Annotated in this window: 24 protein-coding genes; 3 read left to right on the top strand and 21 right to left on the bottom strand. The window is 57.8% G+C overall.

The features are described from left to right. Window positions 1–45: 45 nt before the first annotated feature. From NNN71_RS03585 to xseB, 4 genes are all read right to left on the bottom strand, one after another. Entirely contained in the window at window positions 46–1,020 is a 975-nt protein-coding gene (locus tag NNN71_RS03585; RefSeq protein ID WP_271457894.1) for an aldo/keto reductase, read from the bottom strand. Between the two features lie 63 nt (window positions 1,021–1,083). Further along, on the bottom strand, window positions 1,084–2,946 hold the full coding sequence (dxs, locus tag NNN71_RS03580) for a 1-deoxy-D-xylulose-5-phosphate synthase (RefSeq protein ID WP_163445911.1): 1,863 nt from the start codon (window positions 2,944–2,946) through the stop codon (window positions 1,084–1,086). 18 nt (window positions 2,947–2,964) lie between these two features. Then, on the bottom strand, window positions 2,965–3,864 hold the full coding sequence (gene ispA, locus NNN71_RS03575) for a (2E,6E)-farnesyl diphosphate synthase (protein ID WP_271457893.1): 900 nt from the start codon (window positions 3,862–3,864) through the stop codon (window positions 2,965–2,967). Continuing rightward, window positions 3,865–4,107 carry an exodeoxyribonuclease VII small subunit gene (gene xseB / locus NNN71_RS03570; protein ID WP_163445913.1) on the bottom strand — a complete coding sequence of 81 codons (243 nt, stop codon included), beginning with the start codon at window positions 4,105–4,107 and terminating at the stop codon, window positions 3,865–3,867. A 189-nt stretch (window positions 4,108–4,296) separates the two neighbouring features. Here xseB and thiI point away from each other — a divergent pair, with 189 nt between their 5' ends. Further along, window positions 4,297–5,745 carry a tRNA uracil 4-sulfurtransferase ThiI gene (gene thiI, locus NNN71_RS03565; protein WP_064547879.1) on the top strand — a complete coding sequence of 483 codons (1,449 nt, stop codon included), beginning with the start codon at window positions 4,297–4,299 and terminating at the stop codon, window positions 5,743–5,745. Between the two features lie 53 nt (window positions 5,746–5,798). On the opposite strand, the gene NNN71_RS03560 is transcribed toward thiI, so the two are convergent. From NNN71_RS03560 to panE, 3 genes are read right to left on the bottom strand one after another with little or no spacing between them, the layout of a single operon-like run. Then, window positions 5,799–6,275: an SRPBCC family protein gene (locus tag NNN71_RS03560; RefSeq protein WP_271457892.1), complete on the bottom strand. Its 477-nt coding sequence runs from the start codon at window positions 6,273–6,275 to the stop codon at window positions 5,799–5,801. 54 nt (window positions 6,276–6,329) lie between these two features. Further along, on the bottom strand, window positions 6,330–6,923 hold the full coding sequence (gene yajL, locus NNN71_RS03555) for a protein deglycase YajL (RefSeq protein WP_163445915.1): 594 nt from the start codon (window positions 6,921–6,923) through the stop codon (window positions 6,330–6,332). After that, window positions 6,886–7,797, bottom strand: coding sequence for a 2-dehydropantoate 2-reductase (gene panE / locus NNN71_RS03550; RefSeq protein ID WP_271457891.1), 912 nt, complete (start codon window positions 7,795–7,797; stop codon window positions 6,886–6,888). The genes yajL and panE overlap by 38 nt, the downstream gene beginning before the upstream one ends. A 166-nt stretch (window positions 7,798–7,963) precedes the next feature. On the opposite strand from panE, the gene NNN71_RS03545 reads away from it, so the two are divergent. Next, window positions 7,964–8,455 (top strand): YajQ family cyclic di-GMP-binding protein, encoded by a 492-nt coding sequence (locus NNN71_RS03545; protein WP_064547885.1) that lies wholly within the window; start codon window positions 7,964–7,966, stop codon window positions 8,453–8,455. A gap of 42 nt (window positions 8,456–8,497) precedes the next feature. Here the strand turns inward: NNN71_RS03545 and NNN71_RS03540 are convergent, their stop codons facing one another. From NNN71_RS03540 to NNN71_RS03505, 8 genes are all read right to left on the bottom strand, one after another. Next, entirely contained in the window at window positions 8,498–9,862 is a 1,365-nt protein-coding gene (locus NNN71_RS03540) for an MFS transporter (RefSeq protein ID WP_167576502.1), read from the bottom strand. A gap of 156 nt (window positions 9,863–10,018) precedes the next feature. Continuing rightward, window positions 10,019–11,029 (bottom strand): Gfo/Idh/MocA family protein, encoded by a 1,011-nt coding sequence (locus tag NNN71_RS03535; protein WP_271457890.1) that lies wholly within the window; start codon window positions 11,027–11,029, stop codon window positions 10,019–10,021. Further along, complete coding sequence (locus NNN71_RS03530) at window positions 11,026–12,390, bottom strand: MFS transporter (protein ID WP_167576501.1); 1,365 nt, start codon at window positions 12,388–12,390, stop codon at window positions 11,026–11,028. Before NNN71_RS03530 ends, NNN71_RS03535 begins: the two co-directional genes overlap by 4 nt. A gap of 13 nt (window positions 12,391–12,403) precedes the next feature. Then, on the bottom strand, window positions 12,404–13,207 hold the full coding sequence (locus NNN71_RS03525) for a sugar phosphate isomerase/epimerase family protein (protein WP_271457889.1): 804 nt from the start codon (window positions 13,205–13,207) through the stop codon (window positions 12,404–12,406). Between the two features lie 74 nt (window positions 13,208–13,281). Next, the gene (locus NNN71_RS03520; protein ID WP_271457888.1) at window positions 13,282–14,976 is read right to left on the bottom strand and encodes an FAD-dependent oxidoreductase; all 1,695 of its coding nucleotides are present in this window, start codon (window positions 14,974–14,976) and stop codon (window positions 13,282–13,284) included. Between the two features lie 10 nt (window positions 14,977–14,986). After that, the gene (locus NNN71_RS03515; RefSeq protein ID WP_064547897.1) at window positions 14,987–15,307 is read right to left on the bottom strand and encodes an NIPSNAP family protein; all 321 of its coding nucleotides are present in this window, start codon (window positions 15,305–15,307) and stop codon (window positions 14,987–14,989) included. Next, window positions 15,304–16,998, bottom strand: coding sequence for an FAD-dependent oxidoreductase (locus NNN71_RS03510; RefSeq protein WP_271457887.1), 1,695 nt, complete (start codon window positions 16,996–16,998; stop codon window positions 15,304–15,306). The genes NNN71_RS03515 and NNN71_RS03510 overlap by 4 nt, the downstream gene beginning before the upstream one ends. Beyond that, window positions 16,995–17,816: a shikimate dehydrogenase family protein gene (locus NNN71_RS03505; protein WP_271457886.1), complete on the bottom strand. Its 822-nt coding sequence runs from the start codon at window positions 17,814–17,816 to the stop codon at window positions 16,995–16,997. Before NNN71_RS03505 ends, NNN71_RS03510 begins: the two co-directional genes overlap by 4 nt. Window positions 17,817–17,968: 152 nt before the next feature. Between NNN71_RS03505 and NNN71_RS03500 the strand changes: the two genes are divergently transcribed. Continuing rightward, window positions 17,969–18,727 (top strand): IclR family transcriptional regulator domain-containing protein, encoded by a 759-nt coding sequence (locus tag NNN71_RS03500; RefSeq protein WP_163445924.1) that lies wholly within the window; start codon window positions 17,969–17,971, stop codon window positions 18,725–18,727. Window positions 18,728–18,798: 71 nt separating this feature from the next. On the opposite strand, the gene NNN71_RS03495 is transcribed toward NNN71_RS03500, so the two are convergent. The 6 genes from NNN71_RS03495 to cyoA all read right to left on the bottom strand — a co-directional run bounded on the left by NNN71_RS03495 (window position 18,799) and on the right by cyoA (window position 24,053). Further along, a complete protein-coding gene (locus NNN71_RS03495; RefSeq protein ID WP_163445925.1) occupies window positions 18,799–18,954 on the bottom strand; it encodes a Hok/Gef family protein in 156 nt (51 codons plus the stop codon). A gap of 311 nt (window positions 18,955–19,265) precedes the next feature. Further along, window positions 19,266–20,153: a heme o synthase gene (gene cyoE, locus NNN71_RS03490; protein WP_064547906.1), complete on the bottom strand. Its 888-nt coding sequence runs from the start codon at window positions 20,151–20,153 to the stop codon at window positions 19,266–19,268. Window positions 20,154–20,164: 11 nt separating this feature from the next. After that, entirely contained in the window at window positions 20,165–20,494 is a 330-nt protein-coding gene (locus tag NNN71_RS03485; protein WP_064547908.1) for a cytochrome o ubiquinol oxidase subunit IV, read from the bottom strand. Further along, complete coding sequence (locus NNN71_RS03480) at window positions 20,494–21,105, bottom strand: cytochrome o ubiquinol oxidase subunit III (protein ID WP_064547910.1); 612 nt, start codon at window positions 21,103–21,105, stop codon at window positions 20,494–20,496. The genes NNN71_RS03485 and NNN71_RS03480 overlap by 1 nt, the downstream gene beginning before the upstream one ends. After that, the gene (gene cyoB, locus NNN71_RS03475; protein ID WP_064547912.1) at window positions 21,095–23,086 is read right to left on the bottom strand and encodes a cytochrome o ubiquinol oxidase subunit I; all 1,992 of its coding nucleotides are present in this window, start codon (window positions 23,084–23,086) and stop codon (window positions 21,095–21,097) included. The genes NNN71_RS03480 and cyoB overlap by 11 nt, the downstream gene beginning before the upstream one ends. Before the next feature lie 19 nt (window positions 23,087–23,105). Next, window positions 23,106–24,053 carry a cytochrome o ubiquinol oxidase subunit II gene (cyoA, locus tag NNN71_RS03470; protein ID WP_271457885.1) on the bottom strand — a complete coding sequence of 316 codons (948 nt, stop codon included), beginning with the start codon at window positions 24,051–24,053 and terminating at the stop codon, window positions 23,106–23,108. Between the last annotated feature and the right edge of the window lie 31 nt (window positions 24,054–24,084).

Below are 24,084 nucleotides of genomic sequence, written 5' to 3'. Positions count from 1 at the left end.
TCGCCCCTTTGGGGAGAGGGTTAGGGTGAGGGGAATCCTGGCACCTTACTTAAACCCGACCACCGGATGCGGCTGATACGGCGCTTCCAGCGACGCAATTTGTTCTGGCGTCAGCGTAATATCCACCGCGTTCAACAATTCATCCAACTGATCCTCGCGCGATGCGCCGATAATCGGCGCCGCTACGCCAGGTTTGCTCAACAGCCACGCCAGCGCCGTTTGCGCCCGGCTAGCCTCGACCTCTTCGGCTACGCGTTCCAGTTCACCGGCAATCTGCTCATCGTTCTCTTCGGTAGTGCTATAAAGGCTTTTACCAAACTCATCGGACACCAGCCGTGCGGTGGTTTCACCCCACGGTCGCGTCAGGCGTCCGCGCGCCAGCGGGCTCCATGGGATCACAGCCACGCCTTCCTGCACGCACAGCGGCAGCATATCGCGCTCTTCTTCCCGGTAAATCAGGTTGTAGTGATCCTGCATGGTGACAAATGGCGCCCAGCCGTTGGCCTTCTGTAGCGCCAGCGCGTGGGCGAACTGACGGGCATGCATGGAAGACGCGCCAATAAAGCGCGCTTTACCGGATTTCACCACCTCGTCCAGTGCTGAAAGCGTCTCTTCAATTGGGGTGCGGTAGTCCCAGCGGTGGATTTGCAGCAGGTCGACGTACTCCATGCCGAGTCGGCGGAGACTGTCGTCTATCGAGCGGAGAATTTGCGCGCGGGAGAGACCTTCTTCAAGATCGCCAACCTGATGGTAGACCTTGGTGGCGACCACCACGTCCTCGCGGCGGGCGAAGTCGCGCAGCGCGCGGCCAACAATCTCTTCGCTGCTGCCGTCAGAGTAGCTATTGGCGGTGTCGAAAAAGTTAATGCCGCCTTCCAGCGCGCGCTGAATAATCGGGCGGCTGCTGTCTTCCGGTAGCGTCCAGGCGTGTTTACCCCGATCCGGCTCGCCAAACGTCATACAGCCCAGACAAAGACGAGAGACCCGAAGGCCGGTGTGTCCTAACGTATCGTATTGCATGATTCAGCTCCTGCTAGCGGGTAAGAGGTTTACCTTTAAGCATAGCAGGAGCCGTGGGGAGGATTATGCTAGCCAGGCCGCGATCTTCGCTTCGATGCCCGCAGCGTCGAGGCCCAGCTCGGCGTGCATCTCTTCCTGAGTACCTTGAGGAATAAAGAAATCAGGCAGGCCGATATTGAGCACCGGCACCGGTTTGCGATGCGCCATCAGCACTTCGTTCACGCCGCTGCCCGCGCCGCCCATAATGGCGTTTTCTTCCAGCGTCACCAGCGATTCGTGACGCGCGGCCATTTCCAGAATCAGGCTTTCATCCAGCGGCTTCACAAAGCGCATGTCGACAAGGGTGGCGTTCAGCTTCGCGGCGACCACTTCAGCCTGCGCGAGCAGGGTACCGAAGTTGAGGATCGCCAGCTTTTCGCCCTCACGCTTCACCAGCCCTTTACCCAGCGGCAGTTTCTCCAGCGGTTTTAGCTCCGCGCCGGTACCGCAACCGCGCGGATAGCGCACCGCGCTTGGGCCGTCGCCGTAGTGATAGCCGGTATACAGCATCTGGCGGCACTCGTTTTCATCGCTCGGCGTCATGATAACCATGTCCGGAATGCAACGCAGATAGGAGAGATCGAACGCCCCCTGGTGCGTCTGCCCGTCGGCGCCGACGATGCCTGCACGGTCGATCGCAAACAGGACCGGCAGCTTCTGAATCGCCACGTCGTGGATCACCTGATCGTAGGCGCGCTGCAGGAAAGTGGAGTAGATCGCTACGACAGGTTTGTTGCCGCCAATCGCCAGCCCGGCGGCGAAGGTGACCGCATGCTGCTCGGCGATCGCCACGTCAAAGTATTGATCCGGATACTTTTTCGAAAACTCGACCATACCGGAGCCTTCGCGCATCGCGGGGGTAACCGCCATCAGCTTGCTGTCTTTGGCTGCGGTTTCACACAGCCAGTCGCCGAAGATTTTGGAGTATGACGGCAGGCCGCCGCTGCTTTTGGGCAGCTTACCGCTGGTGTGGTCAAATTTCGGCACCGCGTGGAAGGTAATCGGGTCCTTCTCTGCGGGCTCATAGCCGCGACCTTTCTTGGTCATAATATGCAGGAACTGCGGACCTTTCAGGTCGCGCATGTTTTTCAGCGTATTGACCAGCCCCAGTACGTCGTGGCCGTCCACCGGCCCGATGTAGTTAAAGCCCAGCTCTTCAAACAATGTACCCGGCACCACCATGCCTTTGATATGTTCTTCGGTACGCTTGAGCAACTCTTTAATCGGCGGTACGCCGGAGAAGACTTTTTTACCGCCTTCACGCAGCGAGGAGTAGAGCTTTCCGGAGAGCAGCTGTGCCAGATGGTTGTTCAGCGCGCCGACGTTCTCGGAAATCGACATTTCGTTGTCGTTCAGCACCACCAGCATATCCGGCTTGATATCACCTGCGTGGTTCATCGCTTCAAACGCCATCCCGGCGGTAATGGCGCCATCGCCAATCACGCAGACGGTACGACGCTGTTTGTTCTCTCTGCCTGCCGCGACCGCGATGCCAATACCGGCGGAAATGGAGGTGGAAGAGTGGCCGACGCTCAGCACGTCGTATTCGCTCTCACCGCGCCATGGGAACGGATGCAGGCCGCCTTTCTGGCGGATGGTGCCAATCTTGTCGCGACGGCCGGTCAGAATTTTGTGTGGGTAGGCCTGATGGCCGACGTCCCAGATAAGCTGGTCGAACGGCGTGTTATAGACGTAGTGCAGCGCCACGGTGAGCTCCACCGTGCCAAGCCCGGAGGCGAAGTGTCCGCTGGAACGGCTCACGCTGTCGAGCAGGTAACGACGTAGCTCGTCACACAGCTTCGGCAGGCTCTCTTTTGGCAGCAGGCGCAACTCCTGAGTGGAATCGACCAGCGCCAGGGTCGGGTATTTGGCAATATCAAAACTCATCTGAGACTCATTTATTGTTTATTTGTCGCGCAGGATGATGTAGTTCGCTAGCGCTTCCAGTGCTGTGGTATCCAGTGATTGTGCGGCCAGTTGCTCTAGCGACTGGCGAGCCTCAGCGATGAGGTCACTGGCTTTGGTCCGGGCTTGCTCAAGGCCCAGTAGTGCCGGATAGGTGCTCTTGCCGAGCTGCTGGTCGGCACCCTGGCGCTTTCCGAGGGTCGCAGTATCCCCCACCACATCCAGAATGTCATCCTGAACCTGGAATGCCAGACCGATGCTTTCGGCGTATTTGTCCAGCAGCGGCAGCGCCTGACGCCCCTGTTCACCCGCGCTGAGCGCCCCCAGGCGCACGGCAGCACGAATCAACGCGCCGGTTTTGTGGCGATGAATGCGTTCCAGCATTTCCAGATTAACCTGTTGCCCTTCGGCTTCCAGATCCAGCGCCTGACCACCGCACATGCCCGTCACGCCGCTGGCGGTTGCCAGCTCGGAGAGCATCGCCAGGCGATCGCGGTCGGAGACCTTATCCATCGGCGCATCACTGAGTATAGAAAACGCCAGCGTTTGCAGCGCGTCACCGGCCAGAATTGCGCTCGCCTCGCCAAATTTAATATGGCAGGTCGGCTGGCCGCGACGCAGGTCGTCGTCGTCCATCGCCGGCAAGTCGTCGTGCATCAGCGAATAGGCGTGAATGCACTCTACCGCCGCTGCGGGCGCATCCAGCGTGGCGACGCTGACGCCGAACATCTGCCCGGTGGCATACACCAGGAATGGGCGCAGGCGTTTACCGCCTAAGAGTGCGCCATATTGCATCGCCTCGACCAGTGGAGTGTTCTGAAACGGCAGCGGCGCGATAAAACGGCGCAGCGCGTCGTTCGCCTGAGTGACGCAGGCATCCAGCTGTTGCGAAAAATCCATTTATTCAGCGTCCGGCGTGAAAGGTGTTAAGGGAGAATCTTCGTTATCGGCCAACAGAATCTGCACGCGTTGTTCCGCCTGCTGCAGTTTGCTCTGCCCCTGACGTGCCAGCTGCACGCCGCGTTCGAATTCGTTCAGCGCCTCTTCCAGCGGCAGAGAACCGCTTTCCAGACGATTAACTATTTGCTCCAGCTCGGTTAACGCGGTTTCGAAACTGGCCGGGGCTGCATTTTTCTTTGGCATAGTGAATGTTTGGCTCTTGTTATGTCGCGACTGCGTCTATGGTAACGGAGTCTGAGTGTGAAGCAAATAACACGCAATGGTCAGCGGGATGATGATATACTCCGCGTCCTGGACGTAGCGACCGCTGGTACGCTGCGATACATCTTTTTGCTCAAAGCCCGTCGGGCTTGCCAACGAACCATTGCCGCCATGAAGTTTATCATTAAATTGTTCCCGGAAATCACCATCAAAAGCCAATCTGTGCGTTTGCGCTTTATTAAAATTTTAACCGGGAACATTCGTAACGTTCTTAAACACTACGATGAAACGCTCGCCGTCGTTCGTCACTGGGATCACATCGAAGTTCGCGCAAAAGATGAGAACCAGCGTCTGGTTATCCGCGACGCGCTGACGCGCATTCCGGGGATTCACCATATCCTCGAAGTGGAAGACGTGCCGTTCACCTCCCTGCACGATATTTTCGAGCAGACGCTGCCACTGTGGCGCGAAGCGCTGGAAAACAAAACCTTCTGTGTGCGCGTAAAACGCCGCGGTAAGCACGAATTCACCTCCATTGAGGTGGAGCGTTACGTGGGCGGCGGTCTGAACCAGCATATTGAAACGGCGCGCGTGAAGCTGACCGACCCGGACGTGACCGTTAATCTCGAAATCGAGAACGATCGTCTGCTGCTGGTTAAAGGGCGTTATGAAGGTATTGGCGGTTTCCCGATTGGCACCCAGGAAGACGTGCTGTCGCTGATCTCCGGTGGTTTCGACTCCGGCGTTTCCAGCTATATGCTGATGCGTCGCGGCTGCCGCGTACACTACTGCTTCTTTAACCTTGGCGGCGCGGCGCATGAAATCGGCGTTCGTCAGGTCGCGCACTACCTGTGGAACCGCTTCGGCAGTTCGCATCGCGTGCGTTTTGTGGCGATCAACTTCGAACCGGTAGTGGGCGAAATTCTCGAGAAAGTCGACGACGGCCAGATGGGCGTGGTGCTCAAGCGTATGATGGTGCGTGCGGCGTCGAAAGTGGCTGAACGCTACGGCGTGCAGGCGCTGGTGACCGGCGAAGCGCTCGGCCAGGTGTCCAGCCAGACGCTGACCAACCTGCGTCTGATCGACAACGTGTCCGACACCCTGATTCTGCGTCCGCTGATTTCGCACGATAAAGAGCACATCATCAATCTGGCGCGTGAAATCGGTACCGAAGATTTTGCCCGTACCATGCCGGAATACTGCGGTGTGATCTCAAAAAGCCCGACCATCAAAGCGGTGAAGGCGAAAATCGAAGCGGAAGAAGAGAACTTCGACTTTGCGATCCTCGACAAAGTGGTGGCGGAAGCGAACAACGTCGATATCCGCGAAATCGCCCAGCAGACCCAGCAAGAGGTGGTGGAAGTGGAAACCGTCAGCGGCTTTAGCGCCAACGACGTGATTCTCGATATCCGCTCCGTTGATGAGCAGGACGACAAACCGCTGAAAGTAGAGGGCGTAGAAGTGGCATCGCTGCCGTTCTATAAACTCAGCACCCAGTTTGGCGACCTTGATCGCAGCAAAACCTATCTGCTGTGGTGCGAGCGCGGCGTGATGAGCCGCCTGCAGGCGCTGTATCTGCGCGAGCAGGGCTTTGAAAACGTGAAGGTTTATCGTCCGTAACGAAAAGAAAAACCCGGCCTGGCCGGGTTTTTTATATCAGCCTGACAAATGCGCTACTTGAGCGTATTGGCGAATGCTTCCAGCTGGGTCATCACGATATTCCAGCCTTCGTAAAACCCCATCTGTTCATGCTGTTCGCGCGTGGCATCATCCGGATGCAGAACCCGCGCGGTATAGCGGCAGCCGCTACCTTCATCGGCAAAGGTGACGATGACCGTCATGGCAAACGGCGTTGTGGCCGGACGCCAGTCGGCGGTCAGCATTGTCGTCATCACCAACCTTTCTTGCGGAACGATTTCCAGAAAACAGCCTGGATTATCGCTGCTTTCACCATCAGGCCCGCGCATTAGCGTATGAAATTCGCCGCCGGGGCGCAGGTCAAAGGCGAGCACCTCGGTGGTCCAGGGCTTGGGGCACCACCATTGGCTGAGCAGCTCCGGGTCAGTCCAGGCGCGCCAGAGTAAGGCTCTGGGCGCGTTCAGAAGACGAGAAATGGATAAGTCGCGGGTATCGGTCGCGTGTTCAGCCATACTACGAACCCTCACGGTTGGGGCGAAAGGACGGCCCGCCGGGCAGACCGCTGATTAAGCTTCGTAGTAATTATAGATGCCCGCAGCCATTACCAACTGCGACGCCACTTCATACGCCTTTTCGCGCCCGACCAGCAGATCAATAATCTTCAGGCCAAAATCAATTGATGTTCCTGGCCCCTGGCTGGTGAGGAGCTTGACGCGCGGATCCCACGCGACGCGTTTATCCATCCACTGCTCTGGCGGGATTTTATCTTTCAGCGCCGGGAAGCCGGTCATATTGCCGATGGGGAAAATATCATGCGGCACGAGGACGGTCGCCGCTGCCGCACAGATAGCGGCAACGATACGCCCCGAGAGATGAAACTGCCTCACCGTTTCGACCAGCAGCGGGCTGTCGCGAAAGCACTCCGCGCCCTTAATGCCGCCAGGCAGGATAATGATATCGAAATCGCCGTCCGCCACTTCCACCAGCGGGGCGTCGGCCAGTAGCTTCACGCCGCGCGAGCAGGTAATCGTCAGGTTGCCGTCGCTGGCGACGCTGGCGGTGGTGACCTGAATACCGCCACGCACTAATAAATCGATAGTGGTGACGGCTTCCATCTCTTCACTACCAGGAGCGAGGCAAATCAGTGCCGACGCGCTCATATTCACTCTCCTTACGTTTAACCAGTTCATACAGGCGGGTATTTTCCGGCACGGGGATACCGTGCGCACGCGCGCGCTTGAGCAGAAAACCGGTAATGTAGTCGATTTCCGTATGGCGCAGCGCGCGGATGTCCTGCAGCATCGATGAGATATTTTCTGCTGTCAGGTCAATCACCTGGTTCACATAAAATAACAGACTTTCCGGAGAGGTATGAAATCCTTCCCGCGTCATGGTCTGCGCAATCTCTTCACAGATAAGGGCAATTTGCTCCTGATGGCCGCGCAGATCGCCGTTCGGGCAGTTCATCAGCGCGGTAAGCGGATTAATCACGCAGTTGACCGCCAGTTTTCGCCACATGGCGGAGTGAATATTATCGTGCCAGGCCACGTCCGGCAGGACGTTTTGCAGGGTTTCCGCCAGTTGGCTGTAGTCGGCGTCGTAGCGTTTGGCTGGGCCAATATGGGTAGTGCCATTGGCCACGTGAATGATCACGTTCCCGTCGCGCCGTGCGGCCTGCGTGGTGGCGCCAAGCAGAATCGGCTGCTTGAGGTCGTTCAGCTCCAGCAATGTTCCCATACCGTTATGAATCAGCAAAATAGGCGTAGTTTGCGGGAGACGTGAAGCCAGGGCTCTGACCGCATCGGAGACTTGCCAGGCCTTGAGTGTGACCAGCAATAAATCGCTTTGCGCCAGAAAATCAGGATCGTTGGCCGTCAACGATTGGTTAAACTCACTGCCGTCCAGCTCTATCAGATTGACGCTACAGTAGGGCTGAGGTACACGTAGCCATCCTTGTACTTCAAATCCTTTTTTGTAGAGCGCCGTCATCCATAGCTGACCCAGCGCGCCACATCCCAATACTGTTATTTTCAAACATCCTCCTTACCACACCAGATGCTGCTGGTATGTCATACTTCACGCTGATGACCCGAATGAGTGTGAGTATAGCGCTATCCACTGAGCTTCCGGGGATAACAAGTTGAGTTATGCCGCGTTGCAGGTATTATGCAACGCAAAAGAAACTAAGGGAGGGGAAAAGATGCCATCTTTCGATATTGTCTCTGAAGTTGATCTTCAGGAAGCGCGCAACGGTGTGGATAACGCGGCCCGTGAGGTTGAATCGCGTTTCGATTTTCGCGGTGTAGAAGCGAAAATTGAGCTGAATGAAGCCAATAAAACCATTAAGGTACTGAGCGAGTCTGATTTCCAGGTGAACCAGCTGCTGGATATTCTGCGCGCCAAGCTGCTGAAGCGCGGCATTGAAGGCGCATCTCTCGATGTGCCGGAAGAGTTTGTCCACAGCGGTAAAACCTGGTTTGTCGAAGCTAAGCTGAAGCAGGGCATCGAAAGCGCGGTGCAGAAGAAAATCGTCAAGCTGATTAAAGACAGCAAGCTGAAGGTGCAGGCGCAAATTCAGGGCGAAGAGATTCGTGTGACCGGGAAATCCCGCGATGATTTACAGTCGGTAATGGCGCTGGTGCGTGGTGGCGATCTCGGCCAGCCGTTCCAGTTTAAAAACTTCCGCGACTAACGGCGAAAGTACGGCCCACACCACCGTGTGGGCCGATGCCGCTTAATGGGCGGCAATCACCTGTTCAACTTCAAAGCGGTTAGTGACTTTGCTGTCGATTTTCACGTAGGCCGAGTGCTCATCAGCCACCACCAGCACCTCTTTCACCCCGTCCGTCGCCAGCAGGCGTTCACGTAGCGCATCGTCCGCGGCAACGTCTTTTGGGATCTCGACGCGCAGGCTGCTGACGTACTGCGGTTCCTGCATGGTCATGGAGACCAGCAGCCAGACCGTCGCCAGCAGCGCGCCGGCGAGGAACACCGTTTGTGAATCAAACAGGCCGTCAATCCAGCCGCCGAGCGAACCGCCGATGGCGACGCCCAGGAACTGACTGGTGGAATAAATCCCCATTGCCGTGCCTTTATAGCCCGCTGGCGCCTCTTTGCTGATAAGCGACGGCAGCAGCGCTTCCATCAGGTTAAAGGCGAGGAAGAAAATCTGCACGCCCGCCACCAGTTCCCAGAAATAGTTTCCGGACCCCCAGAGCACGATTTCAGCAATCAGCAGCAGGGCAATGCACAGCACGAACACGCGCTTCATGCGGCGCTTCACTTCCGCGTAGATGATAAACGGCACCACCGCGATGAACGACACCACCATAGTCACCAGATAGATTTTCCAGTGCTCAGCGGCCGGAAAACCCGCCGACTCTAACTGCCCCGGCAGGGCGACGAAGGTGGACATCAGCAGGATGTGTAGACACATGATGCCGAAGTTGAGCTTCAGCAGCCTGGGCTCCATCAGCACTTTGCTGAAGCAGCCTTTGACCATGCCGGACTCGCGGTTGAGCACGTGATTTTTACTGTCCGGCACCACCCACAGCGTGAGCAGAATCCCCAGCGTTGCCAGCCCGGCAATCATCCAGAACAGCGCGTGCAAACCGAGTTTATGCGTAATAATCGGCCCCAGCACCATCGCAATGGCGAAAGTCACACCGAAGCTGACGCCGATAAACGCCATCGCTTTGGTGCGGTTTTGTTCGCGGGTGAGGTCGGAAAGCAGCGCCATCACCGCAGCGGCAATCGCCCCGGAGCCTTGTAAGGCACGGCCAAGAATAATCCCCCAGATGGAGTCGGACATCGCGGCAATCACGCTGCCCAGAACAAAAATCGCCAGTCCACCGACGATCAGCGGTTTGCGGCCAACGCGGTCCGAAATCAGCCCGAAGGGAATCTGAAACACCGCCTGTGCCAGACCATAAATGCCAATCGCCAGGCCAATCAACGCCTCGCTGGCGCCCTGCAATGCCATGCCGTATGTGGTCAGAACCGGAAGGACCATAAACATACCGAGCATACGCAAAGAAAATACGGTCCCTAAACCCCAGGTGGCGCGTAACTCACCCGGCGTCATTTTGTAATCGTTCATTCCCACCTCTATATAAAAGCTGGGAGTAGTGTAGTGCGGGGAGAGAGAAGGGTAAACAGAGGGTTAATTAACAAATATTACATTATTGAATCATTTGTGCGGAATAGCAGCATAAGTGATAACCCGACGGCGTGAAACCGCCGGGTCAGTCTCCGATCAGGCCGCCTGCTGGCGGATCGCGTCGATCACTTCCAGCGAGCGTAACGCATCAGCCGCATCAATGATTGGCGTGGCCTCACCGCGAATCACCTGCAGGAAATGATGCAGCTGCAAAATAAACGGGTCGATAGGCTCGACGGCCAGCGTCTCCTGCAACAGCGGGGCGTGCCAACCGCTCTGCTCGCCGTAGCGCCACCAGCGCATCTGTGGAATCGCCAGCGCCCCCTTGCTGCCGGAAATCAGATAGCAGTTTTCCGGGGTATGCGCGTAGACCGCGTTCTCTGCCGAGTTCATCTCCCAGCTCCACGGGCTGACGCCGCAGTCGCTCAGCACCGCGCTGCCCAGCGCGCCGCAGGCGAAGCGCAGGTTGACCACCGCGCTGTCTTCGTTGGCGAAGCCGCGCCCGGCGTTGCTGGTCATCGCCTGCACATCGTCAATCTCGCCCAGCAGATAACGCAACAGATCGATATCGTGCACCAGATTCACCAGCAGCGGCCCGGCCCCTGGTTCCCGTCGCCAGGCGACATCGAAGTAGTCGTCCGGTTTTTGCAGGATCCAGTGCGCCGAAACGGCAACAATCTGCCCCAATTCGCCGCTATCGATAAGCGACTTTGCCGCCGCCGTCAGCGCATTGTGCCGACGGTGATGGCCGACCAGCACCGGGACGCCGTGCCTTGTTGCCGCATCCACCAGTTCTCGCGCGCGCTCCGGAGATTCGGCGACCGGTTTCTCAACCAGCACCGGGATCCCCCGCTCCACGCAGGCAATGGCGCACGGCACGTGCAGAGTGTTCGGCGTTGCGTTAATCACGCCCTGCGGCCTGGCCTGATCCAACATATCGTTGATGTCGGCATACCACGCCACGCCGAGTGATTTTGCCAGCGCCTGCGCTTGTGGCGATGGATCGGCCAGGGCGACCAGCTCGGCCTGCGGCGTTTGATTGATCACCTCAATATGTTTACGTCCGATGGCGCCAGCGCCAATAACGGCAAGACGAATACGATTCATGATGGGCTCCGCAGCGTGGTAGGGAGAGATGAGCGAGCATCGACCGGGCCTGCTGCCCAGTACCCTTTCGCGGCCAGACCGAGGACGGTCAATGCCGCCGGAATGCCGAGGATCAGGAACACCGATTTAAAATCGAGCCCCAGAGCCAGCATTTCTGCACCCGCGAAGGCGCTAAGAATGGCGCCGATGCGGCCAACGCCGTGCATCCAACTGGATCCGGTGGCGCGGGCCTGCGTGGGATAGAAGCGAGCGGAAAGGGCGTTCATCCCGGTATTCGCGCCGTTCAGACACGCGCCGCTAACGAAGGCCAGCAGGCACAGCAGCGGGAAATTCACCCCCGCGTAGCCAATCGCCATGGTGAATAATCCGCCCACGGCGAAAATGACGCCCAGCGCCCGATGCGGATCAATTCGGTCCATCAGCCAGCCGGCAAACAGCGAACCAACGGTGCCGCCTGCCTGATAAATGGCGGTCATGATTGCGGCCTGACTGACGGTCAGGCCAATCTCTTTTACCAGTGTTGGCAACCAACTGCCGAGGATATAGACCAGGAACAGCCCCATGAAATAGACCAACCACAGCATCAGCGAACCGAACAGGTACTCGCGCGACAGCACAATGCGCATGGCGCTGCTTTTGATCGGCTGTTGCGGCAAAATAAATTGCACGTTTTCACTCACCTGGCCGGGGTAGAAACGCTGAAGGATGGCGTGGATCCGCGCGGCAGGCGCCTGCTTGATCACCAGAAAACGCGCGGACTCCGGCAGTTTCCAGATAAGAATGGGGGCAAACAGCAGCGGCAGTATGCCGCCCAGCGCCATCAGCGAGTGCCAGCCAAACTGCGGGATGAGCCATGATGCGGCAAACCCGCCAATGGCGGCACCGAAGGTGAAACCGCAGAAAATGACGGTGATGATAAACGAGCGTTTGCGCTCAGGCGCGTATTCCGACACCAGCGTGCTCATGTTTGGCATCGCCGCGCCCAGTCCGAGTCCGGTCATAAAGCGGAAAAAGATCATCTGCTCAATGTTCTGGGAAAACGCCGTCGCCACGGTCCAGAAACCGAAGAAAAAGACGCTGTTGATGATGATTTTCTTGCGCCCCAGCCAATCTGCGAGCGGGCCGGAGAAAAGTGCGCCCAGCGCAAGGCCAATCAGCGCGGTACTGATGACAAAGCCCAGCTCGTGGTTGCTGACGCCCCACTCTTGTTTGAGCGTAGGGGCGATAAAACCCATGATGGCGATATCGAAACCGTCCAGCGCGATGACGCAAAAACCAAGGAAAATAACCAGCTTCTGATAGCGGCTGAGCGGGTTGGAATTGATTAACTCTCTGACATCCAGGCGTTGTGTCTGTGACATAGCGTACTCCTGTTTACAGGAAGGATTGTGCCGCGTTAAACAGCAGCGCTGCGCGTTGTTGTGCCGGTAAAGCTCCCTGAGCCCCGTCCAGCGGGACTTCCAGCGAAACCGGCAGCGTGGGCGGTAATGCCGCCAGCAGGCCGCGCAAATCCAGTTCGCCTTCGCCTGGTACCCGGCGTGCGCAGCGGGCCTGGTAAATCAGTTCTCCGGTGTCTGTGGGTATTCGCGCCGGGGCATCGCACAGCTGCATGTAGTTCAGTTGCTGTGGCGCCAGCGCACGCAACGCGTCCAGTGACTCACCCGCGCGCCAGAAGTGGATGGCATCGACGAGGATGCCAACGTTGTGCTGCCCGCTGGCGGCAATTAACTTCTGCGCGGAGGCGAGCGTGGGAAGATGGGTCCACGGCATCGGCTCCAGGTTCATGGTCAGGCCATAGGCTTCTCCGGCCTGCGCCAGCCGGGCAAGGTTGTCCGCGCAGCGGCGCAGGTTTTCGTCATTGCCGGCCACCAGCACCTGCTGAGCCTCCAGCCGGGCGGCGGTTTCGAGGAACGGACGCAGCGCATCGAGGTTGAAGTCCGGCGTCAGGCGCACAATCTCCACGTCGGAAACGCGTATCCCGGTATCGCGTAGCGCGGCCAGGGTTTCGCGTACCGTCGGCGTATCGCCGAGCATGTCGTAGTCAGGGTCATCAGGCGTTGCGGGCAACAGACGAATGCCCACGTGGCTGTAGCCGGTGAGCGCGGCGATACGCACCTGTTCCGGCGGTGAAACATCCAGCACGGTGAGTGCTGCTAGCGAGAGGGAACGCATATTCATACAGACTCCAGTACAGTTGCAGGTAAGATTTTTGTTATGTTTGGCGCCTTTCCCTGGCTAAATGCGTAATTTTTTTAAGATGTTATGTTTGCGGCCAGGTTTTTTCCCACCAGATAACCAAAGGTCATGGCAGGGCCAAGCGTGATGCCGCCGCTGGGGTAGAACCCCTGCATCACGCTCGACATATCGTTACCCACGGCAAACAGCCCAGGGATCGGCTGTTGTTCGGCGTCCAGCACGCGCGCCTGTTCATCGGTTTTCAGTCCGCTGAAGGAACCGAGCGAGCCGGGAAGGATTCGCACTGCGTAAAACGGCGCCTGTTCCAGCGCACCCAGCGTCGGGCTGGGCTGGTGGCGGGCATCGCCCTGTGCGAGGTTGTAGGCCGATGCGCCGCGTTGGAAGTCGTCATCGCGAGCCTGACGGGCAAAGCCGTTAAAGCGAGCGACGGTATCGCTTAGCGCTGAGCCGTCGATGCCGCATTTTTGTGCCAGCTCCGCCAGCGTGTTGCCGCTTTGCAGGTAGCCTGTACGCAGCCAGGCTTTCACCGGGAATGGCGTGGGGCGCGCGTGGCCAAGGCCGTAGCGGTTCAGCGCGCGGCTGTCGGCAATCAGCCATGCCGTCGGTTTTTCTCCCTCCGGCGTCGCCTTGAGCAACGCGGCGATAAAGTCATGATACGAGTCGGCTTCATTGACGAAGCGTTTGCCGTTATCGCGCACCGCGATAAACCCCGGCCTGGCACGTTCAACAAGATGCGGAAACGCCAGCTGTATTCCACTGGCCAGTGACACGCGGGAGACCGGTGCCCACGCCATCGGGTGCTTAAGTGAATCGTCAAACTGCCCGCCCACTGTTTCACCAAGGCGAATGCCATCGCCCTGATTGCCCGGCGGCGCGGCGGAAAAGTGACCATAGCCCTGCGCCGCGTGCGGCACCTGTTCGGCCAAGCGCTGTTTGTCATGTGGAAAGCCGCCGCAGGCCAGCACTACCGCGCGAGCGTTAACCTGAATCTCGCCGTCATCGCTACAGAGAATGGCGCCAGTGACACCGCTGGCGTCCTGTAATAACCGCGTCACCGGCGCATTGAGTTGAAAATGGACGTTGGCGTCCAGCGCCGAACGCAGCAGGCGCGCCACCAGCGCGTTGCCGTTCACCAGATGACGACCACGCCCGTAACGCAGTCGCTGCCAGCCGTGACGGGCAAGGCGCCGAGCGGCATACAGCGCGGAACGCGGTGAGCGCGTCGCGTTAAAAAAGTGCGCCATATCCGTCCCTCCCGCGATGCCCATCCCGGCGAGGCTGATGGTCTCCAGCGGCGGCCGCAGGCGGTGCAGCCAGTCGCCCAGCCCGCGAGCATCATAGGGTTGGGCGGTCACCGAACGACCGCCGTTGGCGGAGCCGCGGCTATTGTGAAAGTCCGGCATTTTGCTGCCGGAGAGGAACTGCACGGCGGTACGGCGGCGGAAAAATTCCACCATCTCCGGCCCATAACGCAAAAAAGTCCGCAGACGCGCATCGGCTGGACGCCCCTCCATCTCGGCCTGTAGATAGGCCAGCGGCGCGGTGTCATCCTCGATAATGCCTTCTTCGCGGGCGAGCGGATTTTGCGGGATCCACAGCCAGCCGCCGGACCAGGCGCTGGTGCCGCCAATCGTCGACTCTTTTTCGGCGACCAGTACCCGCGCGCCGTGCAGCGCCGCGGTTACGGCGGCAGACAGCCCCGCCGCGCCGGAGCCGATAACCAGCATATCCACCTCAACGAGCCTGCTCATGCGCGACTCCTTATTGCAGCGGAGAGAAATCGGTCGGGCGCATCAGCACCGACTCCAGACGTTCAACCGCTGCCAGCTCGCGATTTTTACGTGAAAAGGTCAGCCAGCGCTCGTCCTGCGCCATGCGCGCGCGGCGCACCAGACGGTCGTCCAGGCTTTCGTAAGCCCAGATATGAACGACCTGATTCACCACGCCGATCTCGGTGAAGAAGAAGCCAATCAGCTTGCCGAGATGCTCGGTCTGCACCGCGTAGGCGTCGCTTTTGTACAGCGCCAGCCAGTCAGCCATCTTCAGTGGATTGATGGTGTAAGTACGTTTTTCGTAGATCATGATGTTTCTCCTGAAGTGTAGGGTGAGGTCTGAGTCATATGCAGGGCGGCCAGATAGCCAAACGTGAGCGCCGGGCCAAGGGTAATGCCAGGGCCGGGATAGGTGCCTGCCATCATCGAATCCATATCGTTGCCGACGGCATAGAGCCCATCGATAGGCTGACCCTGCTGGTTAATCACCTGCGCGTCGGCGGTGGTGACCAGCCCGCGCGAGGTGCCTAAATCGCCGGTAAAGAGTTTGATGGCATAAAACGGCGCGCTTAATAGCGGCGCGTTGCAAGGGTTTGGGCTGTGCGCCGCATCGCCCATGGCGCGGTTATAGCTGTTTCCACCCTTGTGAAATTGCGGATCGCTGCCGTTGGCGGCGTCGCGGTTATAGCGGGCGACGGTGTGTTCAAGCTGCTGCGGGTCAAGGCCTAACTGCTGCGCCAGTTCGCCCAGACTCTGCGCCTGATGCAGATAACCGGCGCTCACCAGCGCGTCGTTGTTGACCGGTGCCGGACGCGCCAGCCCCAGTCCATAGCGCTTCATCGCCTGGGCATCGCATAGCAGATAGCAGGGCGCGTTCTCCGGCTGCTGCTGCATGGCGCTGGCGAAATGATGGTAGGAGTTGGACTCATTGACGAAGCGTACACCGCGCTGGTTGACGGCAATCACACCCGGCTTGGCGCGGTCGGTGACCAGATGCGGGAAACGCTCCTCGCTGCCGTCCGGACGGCGCAGTACGGAAACCGGTGCCCAGAAAAAGTTCGATGGCAGGTCGGCCCCCTGGCGGGCATCCACGCCCAGCCCTAGCTGAAACGCTGCCCCGTCGTTTGTCGCGGGCGACATGGTGTAGTGCTGCTGGGTGGCGGGACGGAACTGCGGCGCTATACGTCCGGCGGCGAAACCACCGGCAGCCAGCACGACGCCGCGGCGAGCGTGCAGGGCCAGTGATTTACCGTCGCGCGCAATTTCCACGCCGGTCACGCGGCCGTTCTGTTCAATTAACGATTTCACCGTGACGTTCAGTTCCAGCGTCAACCCTTTGCGCAGCGCCAGCGCGGCCATACGGGCAATCAGCGCGTTACCCATCGCCAGACGGGTACCACGATGATGACGCAGACGATCGCGACCATAGCGCAACAACAGTTTTGTGCAGTGGCGGAACGAGCGCCACGAGCGGCGCATATCGAGGAAATGCTGAATATCGACGCGATTAACCATCATGCCGCCGAACAGCAGCATTCCCGGCGGCGGTGAGCGTAAGGCGGTGAAATGCTCGCCCAACTCGCGACCATCATATTCCACCACTTCCAGCGCGCGGCCTACGTCGACCGCGCCGGGTTCATCCGGGTAGTAGTCCGGCGACAGCGGGCGCAGGCTATATTTCACCGCGCCTTCCTGCTCGAGAAAAGCCAGCGCTTCGCGACCTGCGTTCACGAAGGCATCAACCATCTCAGGACGATAATTGGCCTCACCGATGATGGTGCGCAGGTAGGTTTTCATCTCGTCAGGCGCTCCGCTTTTTCCTGCCGCACGGGCCTGATTGGTGTCGTTAATCCACACCGCGCCGCCAGAAATTGCCGAGGTGCCGCCAAAGTGCGGCGCTTTTTCCAGCATCAGCACGGAGAGCCCTTTGCAGCAGGCGGTGACGGCGGCGGCAAACCCCGCCGCGCCGCTGCCGATGACGATCACATCCCAGCTTTTCATGCGGCGGCCTCATGCGATGAAGGCATAGCTCCGATGAACTGCCCCATGAGTTCCATCTGCGCCAGCGCCATTTCCGGGCCGGTTTGCGTGCGGCATCCGCGCTCGCTGGCGAAGGCCAGTAGCGGGGTGATGACGGGGGCCGTTACGACGTCGGCGACGTGGGTGGCGGCGGTTAATGTTTCAAGCAACGTCGGATCTAACGGCAGCGGATCGAAGCCCGCCATGCCGGCCGGGGAACCATTGACCAGCAGATCGATCTCCGCCAGTGATTCGGGCAGGGCGGTGAGATGGACGGTTGGGAAGTGGGTGGCAAGGCGATTTTCCAGGCGCTGGCGGCTGGCCTCATCGCGATCGTAGAGAGCCAGGCTTTGAATGCCCGCTTCACATAGCCCCCAGGCGATGGCGCTACCGACGCCGCCACAGCCGGAAAGCAGGGCGCGCTTGCCCGCAGGCTGGAATCCATGCGCCTGTGCGGCGCGCTGGAAGCCGACACCGTCTAACATGTCGCCTTCTAAACGACCGTCCGCCACCTTACGCACCACGTTAACCGCATTCAGATGGCGGGCGCGGGGCGTCAGGGTATCCAGCAATCCAGCGACGCGCTGTTTATGGGGCACGGTAACCAGAATGCCGCTCATGTTGTGCCAGCCGCGCAGAGCGTTCAGATAGTCAGCAACCGCTTCCGGCGCGATATCGACAGGGATCATGACCTTGTCCAGATGCTGACTGGCAAAGTAGTGGTTAAAGTTTTCCGGTGATTTCACCTGGGTAATGGGATGTCCGATTACGGCGACGACCTGAGTAAATCCGCTGACCATAGCTCACCTCACTTGTTAACAAACTGTTGCTTGAGTATTTCAACGGAAGCGGTGAGCGACAACGCAGAATTCGGACAGGTTGGTTGTTAATCGCACCGACAGTGCGATAATCGCAGTAATTGACTCCCTATGTTGCAAAAGTGTGAACAACTATGCAAAACGAGATTCATCAACGCGACCTGATCGTCGGGTTGCAAAAGGGGCTGGCGCTCATCCAGCTCTTCTCAAAAGCAAACCCGCGCTTAACGGTGCCGCAAGCGGCGAAAATGAGCGGGCTGACGCAAAGCGCCGCCCGCCGTTTTTTTCTGACGCTGGTACATGATGGTTATCTGGCGACCGACGGACGTTACTACTGGTTAACGGCGAAAAACCTCCGTCTGGGCCAGGCTTACGTCGATTCTGCCCAGTTCCCGCGCATGGTGCGGCCGATCGTCGAGTACGTCGCCAGCCGCACCGAGGAACATGCGTCCGTTGGGGTTATTGATGACAACGAGCTGGTTTATATCGCCCGCAGCAAACATACGCCATTTAACTCGACCTCTGTGCGCCTGGGGGAGCGGGTACCGGTGCATTGCACGGCGGGGGGCCGTCTGTGGCTGGCATCGTTGCCGGAAGCGGAATGCGAGGCGGTACTCCAGCGGATTACCCGCGAGCAGCGTACGCCTTATACGGTGACGGACGTCGCGCAATTAATGGAGCGCATCGCGCAGGTTCGTCGTCAGGGGTACGCCACCATCGAGCAGGAGTTTGAAATTGGCATGTTGGTGATTGCCGTGCCGCTGGCCGACAGGGAAGGGCTGTACTGGGGGGCGTTGAGTCTGACCAGCCATCAGTCGCGTACGTCGCTGGAGGCGCTATGCCGGGACCATCTTGATTTGCTGTATAGCGCACAGGCGATGCTGGTGAGTTAGTGAAAGAATTGGGTGCGTTGAGAATACCTGGCAACTTCAAGAGTGGCGGGGATTGCTCCCCGCCGGGTCTCTTACTTAACAGATTCGTAGTCTGTGAAGACGGCGACCTCCGTATGCCCGCTGCGAATACGGACCGCGCAAAGATCTTTGCGCGTGACCAGCACCGACAACACGACGGTAATACAGAGGACGATCAGGGCAACAATTACTACCTTGTTCCGCTTCATAGCCTACTTCTCCTTGACCCGAAGGTCGGTAAGAGGCTAACCTAATGTTGCTTTTCATTTAGGGGCCTCAGATTAATGTTAAGCGTCTTGCCGGACGCTGAATGTTATCTGGGGCTTTTGTCTATCTGCCTTTCACGTCATGCTCAAGACAAATAGTCTCAAGCACCCGCCGCGATTTTATACCTCTTCCCCTTGAATGAGCCGCTTAAACACCAGCCTCGCCAATATTTAGGAAAACATCAATATCGGGCACTTTTCTTCAGGTAATAAAAAACCCCGCCGAAGCGAGGTTTTTTGTCAGACCGTGTGTCTTACCAGACGTAAGTCAGCAGGCTCTGTGAGTTAGGCACCATAAAGTCCACGGACATCATCACAGACAGCGCGGTAATGGCGATGATGGAGAAACCGAACAGCTTGCGTGCCCAGACCTTATCATCTTCCACTTTGTACCCGCGCAGCGCCATACCGAGCCACCAGACGCTCACTGCCGCTGCAACAACCAGGTATTTATACCCGGCGTAGCCGCCAAGAGAGAGCATCAGCGTAGCTAAAGCAAACGCTACGATATACACCGTGATGTGGTTCTTCGCCACGGCAATGCCTTTCACCACCGGCAGAACCGGAATGTTCGCTGCCTGATAATCCTTGAAGCGGAAAATCGCGATAGCGTAGGAGTGAGGCATCTGCCACAGGCTGAAAATGGCCAGCAGAATTAACGCGCCGCTGTCGAAATCACCCGTGACCGCGCAGTAGCCAATCACCGGCGGCGCAGCGCCGGAGAGAGAACCAATCAGCGTGCCGTAAACGGAGTGGCGCTTCATGTACAGGCTGTAGACGCCGACATAAACCACAAACCCCATCACCCCCAGCCAGCAGGCGAGGGGATTGGCGCCGAACCACAGCAGCATGAAGCCAGCGAGACCCAGCAAGGTGGCGTAGACCAGCGACGTTTTTGGCGCAATCAGTCCCTTAACCAGCACTCGGTTCTTCGTACGTTCCATCTTACGGTCGATGTCACGATCGATGTAGTTGTTGAAAACACAACCCGAGGCGACCACCAGAGACACGCCGATCAGCGTCCAGGCGAACAGCGGATAATCGATGTGGCCCTTGGAGGCCAGCAGGAAACCGCCGATCACCGAGATCAGGTTGCCAAAAATGATGCCAGGCTTCGTTACTTGCAGGTATCGCTTAAACATACTCGCCGCTCTTAGTGAACCATCATGTTGTAGTTCAGGTTCCACATAATCCAGATGGAGCCTACCACCACGATGGCAATGATTATCACGGTAAAGACAAACGCGGTCATGTTCCAGCCTTCGTCAGACTTGCTGTTCATGTGCAGGAAGTACACTAGGTGTACGACGATCTGCACAACAGCGGTCACCAGAATGGTGCCGAGAATTGCCGCATGCGACGCGCTACCGGTCATTACCATCCAGAACGGGATCACCGTCAGGATGATAGACAGGATAAAACCTGTCATGTACGACTTCACGCTGCCGTGGGATGCGCCGCTGTGATCGTTAGAATGACTCATTACATCGCCCCCATCAGGTAAACAACTGAGAACACGCAGATCCATACGACGTCCAGGAAGTGCCAGAACAGGCTCAGGCACAGGATACGCGTACGGTTAGTGCTGGTCAGGCCGCGGCGAGAAATCTGCACCATCAGCACCGCCATCCAGATAAGACCGGAGGTGACGTGCAGACCGTGAGTCCCGACCAGCGCGAAGAACGCTGACAGGAAGCCGCTGCGATCCGGGCCCATACCTTCAACAATCAGGTGATGGAATTCATAGATTTCCATCGCGATGAACCCGGCACCAAACAGGAAGGTGAGGGCGAGCCAGGAAACCACCTGGCTCTTGTTGTTTTTGTACATGGCGATAGCCGCCATGCCGTAGGTGATGGAGCTGAACAGCAGCAGTGCGGTTTCCACCAGCACGAACGGCAGTTCGAAGATATCTTTACCGGTCGGGCCGCCCGCCGTGCCATTCACCAGAACGGCATAGGTGGCAAACAGCGTGGCGAAGATAATGCAGTCGCTCATCAGGTAGATCCAGAAACCGAAGACTTTCATCGGCCCTGTATCGTGATGCCCGTGTTCATGCGCGTGGGCGTTGTGCGCGAGAGTATCAGTTGCCATTTTTCAGCCCTGCCTTAGAAATCTCATCGAAATGCTGATTTTCCAGTTTTTCGACTTCTGCAACCGGCACGTAGTAATCCACGTCCTCGTCAAAGCTTTTGATAATCCAGGTGATCAGGATGCCAGCGAAGCCGACAATCGCCATCCACCAGATATGCCAGATCATGGCGAAACCAAACACCGTAGCGAAGGCGGCAATCACGATGCCCGCACCGCTGTTTTTCGGCATATGAATTTCTTCATACTGTGTCGGCTGCTTGTACGCTTCGCCTTTTTCTTTCATTTCCCAGAATGCATCGCGTTCGTGAATCTGCGGCACAATGGCAAAGTTATAGAACGGAGGCGGGGAAGAGGTTGCCCACTCCAGCGTACGGCCGCCCCATGGGTCACCGGTCAGGTCACGGTTCTGCTCGCGGTCGCGAATAGACACGTAGAACTGAATCAGCTGGCACAGGATACCGCAGGCAATCAGCGCAGCACCGCATGCGGCAATCACCAGCATCGGGTGGAACTGCGGGTCAATCTGCTGGCTCAGGCGACGGGTCATACCCATGAAGCCCAGCACGTACAGCGGCATAAACGCAACGAAGAAGCCGATGATCCAGAACCAGAAGGCGCGTTTGCCCCAGGTCTCGTTCAGGGTGAAGCCAAAGGCTTTCGGCCACCAGTAGGTCAGACCGGCGAAGCAACCAAATACCACACCGCCGATGATCACGTTATGGAAGTGCGCAATCAGGAACAGGCTGTTGTGCAGCACGAAGTCCGCGCCCGGCACCGCCAGCAGAACGCCGGTCATACCGCCGACCGAGAAGGTCACGATAAAGCCGATGGTCCACAGCATCGCCGAGTTGAAGACGATGCGGCCCTGATACATGGTGAACAGCCAGTTGAAGATCTTCACCCCGGTCGGGATGGCGATAATCATCGTGGTAATACCGAAGAAGGCGTTAACGTTCGCGCCGGCACCCATGGTGAAGAAGTGGTGCAGCCAAACGATGAACGACAGGATGGTAATACACACGGTCGCCCACACCAGCGAGGTGTAGCCAAACAGACGTTTACGCGAGAAGGTTGCGGCAACTTCAGAGAACACACCGAAGACCGGCAGAACCAGGATGTACACTTCCGGATGGCCCCAGGCCCAAATCAGGTTGATGTACATCATCATGTTGCCGCCCATATCGTTGGTAAAGAAATGGGTGCCCAGATAGCGATCCAGGGTCAGCAGCGCGATGGTAACCGTCAGAATTGGGAAAGAGGCGATAATCAGGATGTTGGCGCACAGAGATGCCCAGGTAAATACCGGCATCTTGAACATCGTCATTCCTGGCGCACGCATCTTGATGATGGTCACGAAGAAGTTAATACCGGTCAGAGTGGTACCAATACCGGAGAGCTGCAGCGCCCAAATCCAGTAATCGACCCCTACGCCCGGACTGTACTCTATTCCCGAAAGCGGCGGATAGGCCAGCCAGCCGGTCTGAGCAAATTCACCCACACCCAGCGACAGGTTAACCAGAACCACACCGACAACGGTGAACCAGAAGCTCAGGTTGTTCAGGAACGGGAACGCCACGTCGCGCGCGCCGATCTGCAGCGGAACCACCAGGTTCATCAGACCGATAACGAACGGCATCGCCACGAAGAAGATCATGATAACGCCGTGGGCGGTAAAGATCTGGTCGTAGTGATGAGGCGGCAGGAAGCCTGCTTCCCCGGCAGAGGCCAGCACCTGCTGGCTACGCATCATAATGGCATCGGCAAAGCCACGCAGCAGCATGACGATAGCGACGATGACATACATGATGCCGAGTTTTTTGTGGTCGACGGAGGTCAGCCACTCGTTCCATAGATAGGACCACTTACCGAAGTAAGTGATGGCCGCCAGGAGAGCAAGTCCCCCGACGATAATGGCAGCCACCGTAACCACGATAATGGGTTCGTGGTAGGGCACTGCATCCAGTGTCAATTTTCCGAACATCGTATTCTTCCTCGGCCCCTTAGTGAGCGGATTCCGCTTGGCTCATGTCCATGCCTTCCATTCCTTCGTGCGCTGCGTGTTCGCCTTCCGGTTTGGACATGTTCATGCTCTTGCCGTGATCCATGAATTTGCTGGTCACTGCTTTAAACAAATCTGGTTTCACGCTGGAGAAGTACTCCACCTTGTTGTATTCGCTCGGTGCAGCCACTTTCTCGAATGCCGCCATGTCGTTCATGGTGTTCGGAGATTGTTTCGCTTTAGCGACCCACTGATCGAATGTGGCACGATCCGGCGTAGCAATGGCTTTGAACTTCATACCAGAGAAGCCCGGGCCGCTATAGCTTGCTGAGATACCGTCGTAGGTACCCGCTTCGTTAGCGATAAGATGCAGGTTGGTCTGCATGCCGGCCATGGCATAAATCTGGCTGCCCAGACGCGGGATAAAGAAGGAGTTCATCACGGAGTTGGAGGTCACTTTGAACTGCACCGGTACGTTCGCCGGGAAAGCGATTTCGTTAACGGTAGCAATGCCCTGCTCCGGGTAGATGAAGAACCATTTCCAGTCCATGGAAACCACTTCAATGGTGATAGGTTTCTCGTCATGAACCAGCGGTTTGCTCGGTTCTAAGGAGTGAGTGGTTTTCCAGGTCAGAACGGCGAGGAAGATGATGATAAGAATTGGCACGGTCCAGACCACAGCTTCCACTTTATTGGAGTGTGACCAGTTCGGGCTATACTTCGCATCTTTATTGCTCGCACGATACTTCCAGGCGAAACCAACAGCCATTAAGACGGCCGGTATCACGACGATCATCATCAGGCCGAAGGCCGTCAGAATCAGCGAACGCTGCTCCAGTCCAATCTGTCCTTTGGGGTCAAGTAGTGCAGAATCACAGCCACTGAGTAATACAGTGCTGGCGATTAATGACAACCATCCCAAGTTTTTATTGTATTTCCTGAGTCTCATGTAACGACCTCAATTCCACGGGGTGTTGGTG

It is taken from the genome of Kluyvera sp. Awk 3 (assembly GCF_028069715.1).
GTDB classification, from domain to species: Bacteria; Pseudomonadota; Gammaproteobacteria; order Enterobacterales; family Enterobacteriaceae; genus Kluyvera; species Kluyvera georgiana_A.
This window is presented reverse-complemented; position numbering and strand designations above follow the sequence as displayed.